The following is a 14,863-nucleotide window of genomic DNA, read 5'->3' on the forward strand; positions in this document are numbered from 1 at the left end:
GAAAAGCCATGCGGATAAACCAGCATACCAAGATTTCAGAACTGATCAGCTGTAATGACTTAAGCATTGAAGCCATTGCAGCTATTGCCAAACCCTTGCGTAAGATCCGGATCCCGGTGTTGCGTCGGATACTGGCCCCTCGGGTCTCCATAGGCGAAGCAGCAAAAATTGGCGGATGTTCGGTTGCAGATTTTCGTGCTGCGCTGGTACCGCTCGGCTTTATTTGGATGTCAGATGGAGCTGAGAAAGTCAATGATCCATTCGATGCAGCAGAGCGGCCAAGTTGGATGGATGATGCAGCAGTGACGGTTGTATTCGATGTGAGACCCCTATTGGAAATGGGGCAAGATCCATTAAAAGATATTTTTCAGTTGTATCGCTCACTCGTCGCAGGAGGGATTCTTTGCATCAGCAATTCATTTGTCCCCATTCCATTGATTAGGCGTATGGAGGAGCGTGGAGTGCCAAGCTATAGCCACGAATGGGCGGAGGGCGAATTCAGAAGTTACTTTTATAAAAAAGATACAGTGCTGTCCGTTCAGCCTGCTGAGGGCGATCATATTTCATTTGTGCCGAAACGACTTTTTGAGCAGAAATTAGCGCGACTTTCCGCGCTTCAACTTGTTACATTGGATGTCAGGACATTGCCTATGCCGCAGCCCATGGAATCAATTCTTGAGGCCCTTGCTCAACTGAAAGCCGATGAGGTTGTCTATGTAAAACATCGGAAGGTTCCGCTCCATTTACTAGAAGAACTGGATCATTTTTCTTATCGGATTTTCATCCATGAACAACATCCTGGAGATGTCCATCTGTTAATTTACCCCGTTAAATAAAATGGCACATATTGCTATTCATAAGAGCCCAGACGCGTATGCTGTATTGCCGTTTTTTATCACTGCGGGCATTTTTTTTCTACTGTTCAGCTTCCTCTTGGTTTTTAGCGGGGGGCAGCTCTTTGGACACCATTTTCAACCAAAAGTGCTGGCAATCGTCCATAGCCTAGCACTAGGTTGGGGCACGATGGTGATTTATGGAGCGGCGTATCAGCTGGTGCCGGTTATTTTTGAACGTTCACTTCGCTCTTCCAAATTGGCATTTTTCAGTTATATCCTATTGACATCGGGAACCTGTGTGTTGATTTATAGTTTCTGGTATTTCAAGATCGGTTTACTCATGTGCGTTGGAGGGCTATTGATTACGCTCAGCTCCTACCTGTACTTCTACTTGCTGTGGATGACGACTAAAGATGTGGAGCATCTATTTGAACTACGCCTTTATTTTACGTTCTCGGCCTTCTGGCTTTGTTTTACAACCACCTTAGGCCTTTTGCTTGCCATTAATTTAGCCCATGGTTTTCTAACAAAAAGTCACCTCGATATCCTAAAGCTACACGCCCACGTCGGTATTGTTGGTTGGTTTTTGCAGTTGATCCTGGGAGCGGGAGCGAAGATGCTGCCGATGTTTCTCTTGGGACAATCCACCAAAACAAAGTGGCTTTATGTTTCGGTCATTTTGATAAACCTTGGATTGGTACTTTTTTTATTGGACGGATACAGCCATCCTGTGGGATTAAGATCTCTTACCTTTGGAGCAATAGTGCTATTGGGAGTAGTTTGCTGGGCCGTTTTTGTCGTGGATTGTTTTGTGCACCGGGCGCGTAAGGTACTGGATATTCCGATGAAACATAGTTTCATTTCCTTTTTGAGTTTATTGTTCGCGTTTCTCACCTTACCTATGGTTGTCCGGCAGGAGTCTGGTAATTGGGTGAATTTATATGCCGTATGGGTGTTTTTTGGATGGTTAACGGGTATTATTTTAGGGATGACCTATAAGACCCTGCCTTTTATGATCTGGAATTGGCGCTATAAAGATCTCAATGGCATCAAAAAAATACCTTTGCCCAAGGAACTTTATAGTCAGCGATTACTTTCTATACAATATTATCTTTACCTAGTGGCGCTTGTCGTCATGGCGGTTGCTGTAGCCGGTCGATTCAGGTGGGCATTATACTGTGCAGCCTGGCTTTGGGCAGCACTTGCTGCTGTTTATGTTGTCAATGTCGGAAAAGTAGTTTTTCATCAAAGAAAAAGTAAATAAACTACGCACCTCGCCTATATATTTAATGAAAGATACCATGAAAATTGATCTAACAAAACCGGAGGCTTCCGATCAGTTAAAAGCTGTTCAGGTATTGATGCTTGTGATGGATCCCGAATTGGGGATCAACATCGTAGATATGGGCTTAATTTATGATATTAATTTAACCGATCCCAGTCGTATTGTTGTTACCATGACGTTATCTTCATCCTATTGCCCGATGGGCGACTCTATCGTTCATGGCGTTGAAAAAACATTGCAACAGCAATTTCCACAGCGGGCAATAATTATCGAGCTCGTTTGGGATCCTATTTGGACTCCCGATCGGATCAGCGAAGAGGGAAAGAGCCTATTGGAACGAGAATGATTTCTTGAAGAATAAATTCACCTCCCTATTTCCGCTATTCGCCGAGTTTTCCCGATCGTTAGTCTAAAGCCTTTAGGCTAAGGGCCTATTGTGTTGTAGTTTTGAGTCAACAAATAAGAACAAAAGTACTAACACAATAAAAAAAACATTATGAAAGTATTAGTAAAAACATTCGCAGCAGCAGCTTTAATCGCAGTATCAACATTTGCTATGGCAGCTGAAGGACCAGGAGCAAAAGCAACAAAAGAAAACGTTAACCTTTCCACAGCTGACTTCGCTTTAGAGCACTATGTTGCGGTAACCACAGAGGGCGAATCAGCAGGAGTTGAGCAGTTATTTGCAGCTGATTTCAACCAAAAGATCCAAGCTATCAATGCACAGTCTAACAGCCGTAGCGAAGTGATTAAATCCTTGAAAAAACAAAAAGGTGAAAAGCTAAACTGTACAGTAAGCACTGATATCATCGAGGAATCGGCAGACTATATGGTCGCTAAAGTGACTTTGAAATTTGAAAACTTCGCCAAAACAGATTTAGTTACTTTGGAGCGTGTGGGCAATGACTGGAAAGTATCCAAATCGATCAATTCTTATAAATAAGAGCCATCTCAAATAAATATATATGTTGTAGAGCCATATCGTGAGATGTGGCTTTTTCCTTTTATTCCTAAACAATATTTCGGATATTTGGACAAAGGCCAGTTTTTAGTTAAAGGATTTTATCATGTCGGATATTCAGCGGTTAATAGCACAGATCAGAGCATTCAGAGATGCGAGAGATTGGGAGCAGTTTCACAATTCCAAGGATCTTGCGGTGGCATTGAGCATCGAAGCTTCCGAGCTTCTGGAACTTTTTCTGTGGAAAGGAAATGAAGATGCCAACCCTGACAAGTTGAAAAATGAGCTTGCCGATGTGCTTATGTACGCACTATTGCTTGCCGATAAGCACGGACTTGATGTTAAGGAGATCGTGGAGGACAAGATGAAACTCAATAACGAAAAATATCCTATAGAAAAGGCCAAGGGAACTGCTAAAAAGTATAATGAACTGTAATTAATAACGCATGTCAGAATTGGATATTAAAGAAGTTCATATTGTTCCCGTCGGTAGCACAGGAGAGGTTAAGGATACAGATAGCAAACTAGATTTTTATAACAGTGCACTTGTTTATCTGCTCAACGATAAAAGGTCAATCTATATCGGTGAATCTATCGATATCAAGAACCGCTTTTCAAGCCACAATAGACACGACAGCAAGAAAGACCTCTTAATCCGCCATGCGATCTATTCCCATTTGTTCAACAAATCCGTTACCCTGCATTTAGAAGCATTCCTGATCAACCTTTTTTCAGCAGAAAAGGGTCTGAAACTAATCAATGCCAACCTTGGCAATAACGGGCACTACTATCACCAGAAGAAAGAATATGAGGTATTGTTTCCGCAGATATGGAAACAACTCGAAGAACTTAAAATAGCGCGCACGTCTTTTGAAGAGATCATTAACAGCAACGTTTTTAAGTACTCACCCTACAAGAGTTTGAACCTAGACCAGCAGCAGGCAGTTCTGGCCTGTTTGAAAATGCTCGTGGACGACAAAAAAGGTATCTTTATACAGGGGAATGCAGGTACTGGTAAGACTATCATTGCGATTTATGTACTTAAATTGCTTGTTACGCCCATACGCTATTTTGAACAGTTTGAGATGAAGGATGAATTCTCGATGGAGGCATTCGAGTTGCTTAATGCATATCGAGACAAACATGGTATTACAGTAGAAAATGAAAAAGATCTTAAAGATCAAGTCGCTATTGTCGTATCGATGACCTCCTTGCGCAGTACCCTGCAGAAAGTGTTCAAAGATATTGATCAGCTCAGTTCGAGTATGGTTATATCGCCAACAGATATTTCAAAACGAACATACAAGGTGGTTTTAGTGGATGAGGCCCATCGCCTGCGCAGACGCAAAAATATATCCGGTTATGGAGATTTTGATAAGAGTAATATGCGTCTTGGATTTGATATCAACGAAGGAACAGAGTTGGATTGGGTTTTGAAGCAGTCGGAAAATCAGATTTTCTTTTATGACAACAACCAATCTATCCGTACGACTGATTTACCACCTTCAAGGTTTGAAGTTTTAAAGAACTCTAAGGCATATGATAGTGTACGCTTGCAGACGCAAATTCGCTCCGAGGGAGGAGACTTGTTTACTGATTTCGTCCATCGGTTGTTTGACTTGGAATTGTTGCCTAACGAAAGATTTGAATCGAATGATTTTGAGCTTAAGCTGTTTGACAGTTTTGTAGCGATGCGTGGTCAAGTTTTCCAGAAGGAAGCAGAGACGGGACTGTCTAGATTGGTTGCAGGCTTTAGCTGGGAATATAAGACAAAGGACAAAAAAAACAGGCATCTCTACGATATGACTATTGAGGGGATAGATCTTCGTTGGAATTCGACAGCTAAAGATTGGATCAATTCAAAAAATGCGATAAATGAAGTAGGAAGTATACACACCGTATTTGGCAATGACCTAAATTATATCGCTATTGTTTTTGGTAAAGAGATCGACTATGATCCTATTTCTAAAACTATCGTGGTGTATCGGGATGAATATAAAGATACGAACGGGAAGAATAGCACCGATGACCTGGATTTATTATTCTATGTTAAAAATATCTACAAGACGTTGATGTTTAGAGGGATTAGAGGCGTCTACGTTTATGTGTGTAATTCGAATCTTAAAGCCTATCTAAGTCAACATATGGAGGTTGTGACTGGAAATAGTGAAAACGATTTGAGTGTCACTTCTTCACAGCTTATTAGTTCTGAACCTACAGCGAGTTCTATACCGTATTATGATCTTGAGATCGCAGCAGGCAATTTTTCCGAATTGCAACAAAGTGAGACTTTGCAATATGTTCAAGTGGAAGAACGCTATCAGGATTCACAACGTTACTTTGCCTGTAAAGTAATCGGGGAGTCCATGAACAAGATTATTCCCAACGGTTCGATCTGTTTATTTGAGCGCTATCAGGGAGGTTCCAGAAATGGCCTTATCTGTTTGGTTGAATCCAGTAGTTTTGAAGATCGCGATTTTGGAGCCAATTATACCATTAAAGAATATTCGAGTAAAAAGACCATTACGGAAGAGGGCTGGCAACATCAGGAAATTATCCTCTTACCCAAGTCTTCAGACGACTCCTACAGTCCCATTGTATTGAAAGATGAGGAGGCTGTAGATCTCCAGGTGATCGGGGTATTTAGATCTGTTCTGAAGATTTATTTTGCTTGATTAATCATTTATACGCGGACCCGTAAATTGTTATTTTTTTGTCTAGCGCTGAAGCTTTCTTAAAGAATTCTTTGACGATGGATTGTAAGGCTATGGCATAGGCAATTCATTATATGTATGTCCTAGCTTTCTCTTATTACGTTCTCCTAATCGGTTATTCCTAGGTCCACAATTTATCTATTAACATTGTAATGGAATAAATTGCCAGATTGGATTAAGGATAAGCAGCGGAAAAGGAAAGTCCACAATTTGATAACAAAACTTAAAAATCATAATAAAATTGTTGTTAAAGGATCTTTCAAATATTCTATGTGGGAGCTAGCGACTTGATGTTGAGGAAAAACAGCTGCAACAGTAAGAAGGAATTCGAATATATAATAAAAAATATATTGCTATTGGATTTTGTATTATCAAAATGGTCAAAACAAACTAGATGCGTTTGCTCTGGAATACTTGACTTAAAGGCTAGCATTCCAATTCTGTAATTCTTATCTTTGCATTTTCTATAAACAATTTCGTATATTTAATAAGGATACAATAAACAAAAACGCTTATAACGGTATGAATCAAGACTTAATGTTTCGGTTATTTCGCTCCATTGAAGGGGAACCTAACGATGATATCGTCAAGGTAGCAGATGCTATTATCGATGCCGAGCGTAAGAAAGGGCATAGCAAATTGGCTGAGCGGTTGACCGGTATTCTAAAGCGAAATGTGCAATCAACGCAATCTTTAAAAGGAGAACTTAAAAATATCTTTGGTTCGACGATCGCGATTCCCACTGACAATAGAAAGAATATTCCACTTGCGGTAGAAATACCGCGCGAAACATTGCGTCACGAGATGGTACTACCCGGGGATATAGAAGGGAAAATCCAACGAATAGAAAAAGAATATGTCGCTCGAGAACGATTAGCGGCGTTTGGCTTGAAGCCAAAAAGACGCATTTTATTACACGGAGCGCCTGGTTGCGGTAAGAGCATGAGTGCCGAGCGTATAGCTTGGAATACAGGTTTACCGTTTTTGAAAGTACGTTTTGAAGCGATGATATCTTCTTATCTTGGTGAGTCCGCTAGTAATCTAAAAAAAATATTTGAAGCGATAGCTTCCTATCCTTGTGTCTTACTACTGGACGAATTTGATTTTATCGCTAAAGCTCGCGGGGATAAACAGGACGTAGGAGAGATGCACCGTGTCGTCAATATCTTACTAAACGTTCTCGAAGATTTCGATGGTCCCGGCATTGTTATCGCAACGACCAATCTACAAGGAACGATAGATCCCGCGTTATTCCGACGATTCGATGACATCATAGAATTGCCAAAGCCAGGCAATGAAGAAATAACTCGTATACTTAAAAATACGTTAGGAGCTATCAAAGTTGCCAAAGAAGTGAAATGGAATGAGCTCTCCAAAGATTTATTGAACTATTCCGCTGCGCTTATTGTAAAAATAGCTTTCGACGCTGCCAAAATCGCTGTGCTTAGTGGGAAACAGGAAGTAGATATGACGCATTTCCTTCAATCCATGCAAGAAAATAAAAACTATAAAACGTAATATGTAAAGGATATCGTGTAAGCCTAAATTAACCAACTAACTTATGCCCAAATTTCCACATCTTCCCTTGAAAGATTCTTTTAAAGGTGATTTTAAATTTCCACAAACTCCTCGACCTCCGCATCCGAGAACAGCAGAAAATCGTAACAATAACAGAAACCATGGTGCGTTTATAGGAGGCAATGCTAACTCTGTAAAGGAACGGTATCAAAACGAACTTGTTGGAAGAGCGCAAAAAGGATTACCTCATCTAGATGAAAACATCATCCCAGTATTCTTGCAAGTCGACCCTGACGGATTTGATGTTGAAGCATTGAAAGGGTTCGGTATAGAGATTATCGCCGAAGAGGACGAAGGATTTATTATTGGTGCGAGTGTAGACGGATTTAAGTCTCTTGAAAAGAAAATTAAGCAGTTTGTCGAAGAGGGCAAAGCAGTTAATACAGCTCAACTTTGGGATATAGTACTGGGGCAGAACTGGCGTGTCGAGCAGATTCTTTCTGAAGAGTTGCAAAAAAGGTGGGATCAGATAGGCGACGAAGATATATTGACCGTAGATGTGTCGATCGCTTGTTATTTGAAAGCGCCGGAGTATCCTGCAAGAGATAGGGAAGATTCAGATGAAAGATATGAACAGCGAATTGAAAGATGGAGAGATCGATATCAACAATATGAGATAGAAAAAGACGATTTTGAATTCAGTAGGCACGAAGATGTACAACGTTTTCTTGAAGTCTATGATGCGGAGATCATCAGCGGTTTCGTTTCCGAGGTAGACAGTTTTGGCTTTAGCGTACGTCTAGCTGGAACAGTATTAAAAGATTTTGTGCTTAACTATCCGTATGTATTTGAGGTGATTGAAAAGACGGAGATAGACTCCCCCGTGGCATTAGAAGGAGAAGGAGAGGAGTGGGCTATAGATGTTTTTCCACCGCTGGAAGACGCGCCAAAGGTATGTGTTGTAGACAGTGGTATTATGGAAGGACATCGATTATTAGCACCTGCAGTGCTTACAGAAAGATCTAGAAATTTCGTTCCTGATATACCCGATACTGTCGCCGATGAAGTCGTTAACGGTGGCCATGGCACTCGTGTTGCCGGTGCTCTGCTGTATGGAAATACAATACCAAAAGGAATGTATCAGCCCCCATGTTATTTGTATAATGCAAGGGTGCTAAACAGAGATAATCAGCTCTCTTCTCGCATTTTTCCGCCACAACTGATGGAAGATGTATGTGACACATTCGGAGATGCACATGTCTTTAATGTCTCGATAAACAATCGAGTCGCTTGCCGCACGACACACATGTCCCAATGGGCCGCCTCATTGGATAGACTAACACACGAAGATGGACATATATTTGTAGTCTCGGCGGGAAATATCAAAGATGAAAGCTTTCACCCAAATAACCCAGGTATAAAGAATCACCGATTATCCGGCAGAGATTATCCAGCATATTTATTAGAGAATGCATCACGCATTGCCGATCCTGCTCAAAGTTTGTTTTCCATCACGGTAGGATCAGTTTGTTTGGATACTTACGAAGATGATGATCACAAGTCTTTTGGTGATAGAGACCATGTGTCTTCTTTTTCCAGATGCGGGTTGGGGATGTGGAACTCGATCAAGCCCGAACTGGTCGAATATGGTGGTGACTGGGTGACGGAGAAGCGTGGGGACAACATGGTGGTTAAAGATCAGACTTGTCCAGAATTAATTGTATCCAAAGGTTTGGGGGTATCACGTGATTCCATCGGTACATCCTTTGCTGCGCCGAAAGTGTCCCATATCCTCGCAAGATTGGTCTTACAATTTCCAGGGAAAGAAACGTTATTTCATAAAGCTTTGCTTATCCAATCTGCACGGTTGCCCGAGCATGTTCGCAATAGGCCATCAATCGAAGATATTAGACACTATGGCTATGGTATACCCAATGCCGAACGTGCGGTGGAAAACTCCGCAAGACGGATTACATTCACAACATCAGGGGCTATTTCGCCGGGACAAGCCAATCTGTATTCCATACAGATACCTGAGGCGCTTCGACGACAAGGTGAAGATTATGATATTTTAATCGAGGTATCGCTGTGTTATACCGCTAAAATTAGACGTACCCGTCGTCGGATTAATTCTTATCTCTCCTCGTGGCTATCTTGGCAGTCTGCTCCAATGGGGCAACCCTTTGAAGCATTTAAACAGGAAGTATTAAAGAACTTGGAAGCAGGTGGTACGATAGAAGATGGTGGTCCGTTTGATCAACCTACTCGGATTTCTTGGGCTATAGATGAAAACCCTAATTGGGGTATTGTGAAGGGGATTAAACGGCAAGCAAATGCTAATCAGAAAGATTGGGCAACGGTGAAATCATACAATCTACCTGAGGAACTTTCTTTTGCCATTGTTGGGCATAAAGGATGGGAAAAAGATTTTGAAGAGGAAGTGCCTTATGCTTTTGTCGTAAGTTTTGAGGTGCTGAATGGTGAGATCCCTTTGTATGAGCTAATGGCACAGGTTAATGTGGAGGTGGAGCAGGAAAGTCAAATTGCATTGTTCTAAAAGATTATTGGCTTTATGAGATATTCGTTGGAGGATATTTATTGTTCCTGTGGTCGTTATAGTAATACAGCCAGTGTAGAATTCTTTCCAGATACTGAATGTCATAGACTGTATGGGAAGTATTTGGTTGGCGTTTTTGTCTACACGCGAGATGAGTGTCGAGAATTTGAAAAATCTATTGCGTTTGGACCCACACCTCGAACCCATGGTTTTGTCAAATTTGAAGATGTGTTGAAAAAGTTAGATCAAGACCTTAGAACAAATCTTCTTAATATAGGGTTTCCGACTTCGGAGATTATGCGTTTGACCTATTATCCGTTGGGAGATAATTATAGCTTTGCTTCGAGAGAGATAAAAGAATTACCTAAGCCGATTAAAGTTGATGTTGATTTTTCCGATACAGACGTTGATAGCTTCAGTATATTTATGTATGAGGACAAAATTAAGTCTGGTTATGCATTATGTCCTTTTGAGCACTATCAATATTTAGCATTACTCTTAGATAAACATGGCAAATTAATAGATAAAGAAAATTATAATCGATTATTCGTTGACTCGGCCACAGGCGACCTCAATTCTTATATATATTATTACTATTTAAAGAATAAATACCTTCAGGGTAGAGCAAGTGTATTAGAAGAGAATTGGTTTAAAGAGATGAACGAAAAAAGGACGAAAAAGCGTGTTGAAATTTTACATCGAGAACTAAGAAAGGCTTCCCTGAATATTAAAAATCTCGAAAAAAAATATCAGAGTGCTTTACTACAACTCATCAAAATATCTGCAATTTTCGAAGGTTTAAATTTGACCAATACAAAATATCCAATATGGTTAGATTATGAACGTTTTATTCATATCTTTTCAAGACATGTCTATGAAAATCAGCTTGGAGAACGTTTCTCCGACAAGACCTCTTTCCAGTATGATTATAAATCCATTATTCGTTTGATTAAAATAGTTTTGAATTTGGTGCATGATGAGATTTCTAAACATTTCTCTCAGAAAGAGAAAAGGCCATTTAAACGGCATGGTAAAAAAGCCGTTTATTATCAGGGCGATTATTTTGTCATTGATATTGATGCTAATGGCAGATTGATGACTTTTTATCCTTTATCGAAATGATTTTGTACTATTGCATTAGTAAGTTAGATTGCTTTCTATCTTTATTCTTTCAGTGAGTTTGATTTATGTGTTGAAGCGTTCAAAGTCGAATGGGTCTTTTTCTTTCATGACCGTATCGTTTGGATAATTAAATATAAATAATCTTATTGAATTATTCCTCTGACACAGTTTACTTTACAGTCTCGGTAAATAAAAATGCGAAGTCCTTTCAAACTCCGCATTTCTATAACTTACACACTTTATGAAACAGTGTCTTATCAACACACAGTAGCATTTTATACTAATACAGCTTGTAATCTTTCCTCTAACTCTTCAATTGAATTCCATTCGGTACAATTTATTGGAGGAGCTGATTCAAAATTTATCAGGGCTTTTAACAATGTCTCTACAGTGTCAAAGAAACCCTCATTTTCTTCTAATTTCTTTAAAGCATTGTAAGGTTTTTCTTCATCAGCTACATCACCAAAATAAGCTTCTTCAAAGTTTGGTAAAGAAGCAAGGAGTCTAGTAGATGTACCATCAGGTTTTGAATTTATAGCTTCTAAGATATTTGGGTTATTACCCCAAGCCGGATTCGCCATTTCCCGTCCCTTTTTAGTCGTGATCCTAGGTTTATCACAGTCATGAAGTACTGCATAGTCCGAACCGAAATGGTTTAACACTTTTATTAAGGATACAATAGTAGCTTTTCCTCTGGCTCTAATTATATTAATATTGTTATATAAATCAGGTTTTTTCCGTTTAACATAGTTGAATGCCGTATACTCAGTATCTCCTTCCACAACTATGACTTTGCCCCCAAAGAAAAATTCCGCCATGTATGGATCACATAAGTTTAAAAGCTTTAAATTTCTTTTATCATCGTCATCTAGATTAACTTTATCGGGTCTAAATACTGTAGTTCCCTTAATTTCTCCATTATCAGCCTTCTCAACTTTTATTATAGTTGTGTTATCCTTTGCAAAATCAATAAAAATAGGAGAATGGGTTGTTACCATTACTTGCCAATTTCCATTTTCTGGTAATTCATACAATAGATTACAAGCTTCTCTAATTGCATTTGGATGTAAACATATTTCTGGTTCATCTATTAATAGTAGATGAGGTCTTGTTACAGCACTGTCAGGCTTCGACTTTTGATTGTTTTCAGAAATAAATTTAAGCGCAGTCCATAACAAAGTTCTCCTTGCTCCACTCCCTTGCCGATCGATTGTGCTAAGATACCCATCAGATGGCCCCATAAGTAGTTGAGCATCTGATTTAAACAGATTTATTGCTTTATCCAAATTATCTTCAGCCTTTGCATCAAAATCGATCTTGTAGTTCGGAAATACTTTACTTATTAAAGTGGTCAATTCAGCGTTGACTTCGTCAATCTGTTCTTGGGCTTCATCGAGAATCTTTTTTTGCAATTTTTTTATTTGACCTAATAATTTCTGATAGTCATTTTCCTCTTCACCTTCCTCAGGGTTCGTTGTTTTATAATTTTTAACCCTCTCATTTAAAGCCTGCATTAGAAGATCTCTAATGGCATTTGCTTGCTTTTCGGGGGAATCAAATGCGTCTACTTTATGCGGCTCGGGTCTACGTGAATTGGCTACATTTGGAGCGCCCCAAGGAACATTCTCGCTCCATTCTTGGAGTTCCACATCCCAGCCTTGTCTAATCGGTTTCCCGACATTTTTCCAAGTGAATTTTTCTTTTACAATTAAGTCGCCATTGTCAAGGGTTTCAATCCATTTATCACCTGGCGCATTATCAAAAACTCGAGTGTGAACTTCGATTTCAGGTAGGTTATCTGGATCTATTTTATTGTTTGGAAAATCTTCGATACTTAAATCGGCTTTTGCCGAACCTTGTGACATCGCTAATTCATAAGCTCTTAGAATTGAACTTTTGCCAACATTATTTGCTCCAACTAATACAACGATTTCATTTAGATCTAGTTGGACGGAAGTTGATCCAATGCAACGATAATTTTTTATTATTAATTTTGTAAGTTTAGGTTTGGGAACGTCCGGATTGACTGAAACTAATGAAATTTCTTCGGCTTTTTTTGCTTTTGCCATTTTTTACTTTAAAATAGGTTAATAATATGATTTTAGCTTGTTATCTATGAATTACAAGATTACTTTTGTAAAGTAAGATCATCTAAGGTTATAGACACTTTTTTTATTTTTCCCGACTTACTAGCTGTTTTATCACTGTTGAGGTTAATCACAATAATATAGTAGGTCTTACCTTCGAAAATGACTCTATTTGGCCAATTTTTTTCGTTTTCTTCACACTGAAATTCAAAGTTTACAGCGTCTAAATTAAATACTACCAGATAACCAACCTGTTTATGGTAGTCATTAGCATATTTTATAATTTGAGAAAAGCCTTCGGCTATACGGTTTTTTTTGTAATTTTTGCTTTCGTCATAGATTTTGATCTCTAAAACTAAAGGGTCGTCAGTATGTAACATGCTTACTATATCTGCCCTACCGGAAGCAGACAATGGTGTAGAAAACGGATAGTCGATACCTTGGTCGTATAAATATAAACGTAGGTCTTCTTCCAGCTTATTTTCTCCAATATGACTATGATCATTATATAGACAAGCCAACTTTTGTTTAAAAAACCATTCGGTACGTAACTTATATTTTTCAAGCAAGTATAATACTGAACTGCCTTCGTCCAATTTGTCGTGCAGATAATTGGTAATTGGGTCTATAAATTCCTCAACGTAATTTCCTAAAGACTGCTTATAATCTGATGCACCTACTAAATCCATCGTATACTCTGTAATCTTTGACTGGGAGACTAGATGTTTTATTAGATAATACTTATATACTGCCTCGTGTTCTTCATTTTCAAAACTTGGATTCATTCGATAATAAAGATTTAAATTAGTAAAAGCACCTTGTTTAGGTACAAAAGGACTAGCTGAGATGTACGAATATAAAGTAGGAATGTTTTCAATTTTATCAAAGAAATATTTATGGAAGTTATCAAATTGCTCATAGCTTGATTTTATAAGTCTGTTTCTCCATTCTTTCAGATTCACACGTAGGTTATGGTTATAATACATCTATTTAAATAGTTTTTTTAGTTTATTAAATTCCTGTTCAATCATATTTTTGTTAAGACGTAGATTAGCATTGCTATCAATAAGTTTGATACTTTCTTTACAGTTGTGGCAATAGCACAACTCTTCTAATTGTATTGATTGTAGCATAATAGAGATACTATATTTGCAATTAGGGCAATCAAACTCGATCCAATTATTTCGAAAATTTATCATTTATTGAATTACTTAATTTTTAAGAATTGTAGATTTGGAAGTAAGACAAAGTTGTATTGAAGATTCATCGATCTGCTTAAAAAGATATAAATAAGCACCTTTAGATTTTGTGGTTCTTAGTTCTATCTGTTTTAGCAATGATATATTACCTTTTCGGTCTCCAAAAAGGTTGTATTTTTCTAAATATTGAGCGATTTCTTCAAAGGTTGCACTAAAATTTTCCTTATTAATATTTATAAGCGCAATCACTATTGCTTCATGAAGAGATAACTTATTTTTTAATCCGGGCATAATTACTCTCAATTCTAAAGTTACTTTTTTACATTGGGAGAGTTTTCCGGAACCTCCGAGACGATCACTATCCCCAAAGCCTTATCTGTTTCTCCATATTTCTTCACAAGTTTATTCTTACGAATAATTGTTATGGATTTAAAATTTATGTCATCAATAGCGGCTAGCTTACCTTCATAATTTTTACAATATGGCCTTTACTAAAATTTTGTATTTCTGTGAAGTTAACAAACTAGTCTATCTAAAACAATATGCTAAATTCAATTATTTTAAAACACTTGCGTCCTAAACGT

Annotated in this window: 12 protein-coding genes; 9 read left to right on the forward strand and 3 right to left on the reverse strand. The window is 38.5% G+C overall.

Annotated features, from left to right (window positions below; translation table 11 throughout):
• Positions 1-8: 8 nt before the first annotated feature.
• From B3297_RS03360 to B3297_RS03400, 9 genes are all read left to right on the forward strand, one after another.
• On the forward strand, positions 9-836 hold the full coding sequence (locus tag B3297_RS03360) for a DUF2249 domain-containing protein (RefSeq protein ID WP_286778431.1): 828 nt from the start codon (positions 9-11) through the stop codon (positions 834-836).
• A 1-nt stretch (position 837) separates the two neighbouring features.
• Positions 838-2,100: a hypothetical protein gene (locus B3297_RS03365; RefSeq protein WP_286778432.1), complete on the forward strand. Its 1,263-nt coding sequence runs from the start codon at positions 838-840 to the stop codon at positions 2,098-2,100.
• A gap of 37 nt (positions 2,101-2,137) precedes the next feature.
• Positions 2,138-2,467 carry a metal-sulfur cluster assembly factor gene (locus B3297_RS03370; RefSeq protein WP_070565732.1) on the forward strand — a complete coding sequence of 110 codons (330 nt, stop codon included), beginning with the start codon at positions 2,138-2,140 and terminating at the stop codon, positions 2,465-2,467.
• Between the two features lie 150 nt (positions 2,468-2,617).
• Positions 2,618-3,064 (forward strand): nuclear transport factor 2 family protein, encoded by a 447-nt coding sequence (locus tag B3297_RS03375; RefSeq protein ID WP_286778433.1) that lies wholly within the window; start codon positions 2,618-2,620, stop codon positions 3,062-3,064.
• A gap of 124 nt (positions 3,065-3,188) precedes the next feature.
• On the forward strand, positions 3,189-3,518 hold the full coding sequence (locus B3297_RS03380; protein WP_286778434.1) for a nucleotide pyrophosphohydrolase: 330 nt from the start codon (positions 3,189-3,191) through the stop codon (positions 3,516-3,518).
• A 10-nt stretch (positions 3,519-3,528) separates the two neighbouring features.
• Positions 3,529-5,757 (forward strand): DNA/RNA helicase domain-containing protein, encoded by a 2,229-nt coding sequence (locus B3297_RS03385; protein WP_286778435.1) that lies wholly within the window; start codon positions 3,529-3,531, stop codon positions 5,755-5,757.
• 561 nt (positions 5,758-6,318) lie between these two features.
• A complete protein-coding gene (locus tag B3297_RS03390; RefSeq protein WP_286778436.1) occupies positions 6,319-7,314 on the forward strand; it encodes an AAA family ATPase in 996 nt (331 codons plus the stop codon).
• 43 nt (positions 7,315-7,357) lie between these two features.
• Positions 7,358-9,871 carry a S8 family peptidase gene (locus tag B3297_RS03395; protein ID WP_286778437.1) on the forward strand — a complete coding sequence of 838 codons (2,514 nt, stop codon included), beginning with the start codon at positions 7,358-7,360 and terminating at the stop codon, positions 9,869-9,871.
• 15 nt (positions 9,872-9,886) lie between these two features.
• Positions 9,887-10,993 carry a hypothetical protein gene (locus B3297_RS03400; protein WP_286778438.1) on the forward strand — a complete coding sequence of 369 codons (1,107 nt, stop codon included), beginning with the start codon at positions 9,887-9,889 and terminating at the stop codon, positions 10,991-10,993.
• A 275-nt stretch (positions 10,994-11,268) separates the two neighbouring features.
• Here the strand turns inward: B3297_RS03400 and B3297_RS03405 are convergent, their stop codons facing one another.
• From B3297_RS03405 to B3297_RS03415, 3 genes are all read right to left on the reverse strand, one after another.
• Positions 11,269-13,062: an ATP-dependent nuclease gene (locus B3297_RS03405; RefSeq protein ID WP_286778439.1), complete on the reverse strand. Its 1,794-nt coding sequence runs from the start codon at positions 13,060-13,062 to the stop codon at positions 11,269-11,271.
• A gap of 59 nt (positions 13,063-13,121) precedes the next feature.
• Positions 13,122-14,042, reverse strand: a complete 921-nt coding sequence (locus tag B3297_RS03410; protein ID WP_286778440.1) for a hypothetical protein — start codon at positions 14,040-14,042, stop codon at positions 13,122-13,124.
• A 249-nt stretch (positions 14,043-14,291) separates the two neighbouring features.
• The gene (locus tag B3297_RS03415) at positions 14,292-14,570 is read right to left on the reverse strand and encodes a hypothetical protein (RefSeq protein WP_286778441.1); all 279 of its coding nucleotides are present in this window, start codon (positions 14,568-14,570) and stop codon (positions 14,292-14,294) included.
• Positions 14,571-14,863 lie beyond the last annotated feature (293 nt).

This window comes from Sphingobacterium sp. UBA3519 (genome assembly GCF_002377215.1).
Classification (GTDB): domain Bacteria; phylum Bacteroidota; class Bacteroidia; order Sphingobacteriales; family Sphingobacteriaceae; genus Sphingobacterium; species Sphingobacterium multivorum.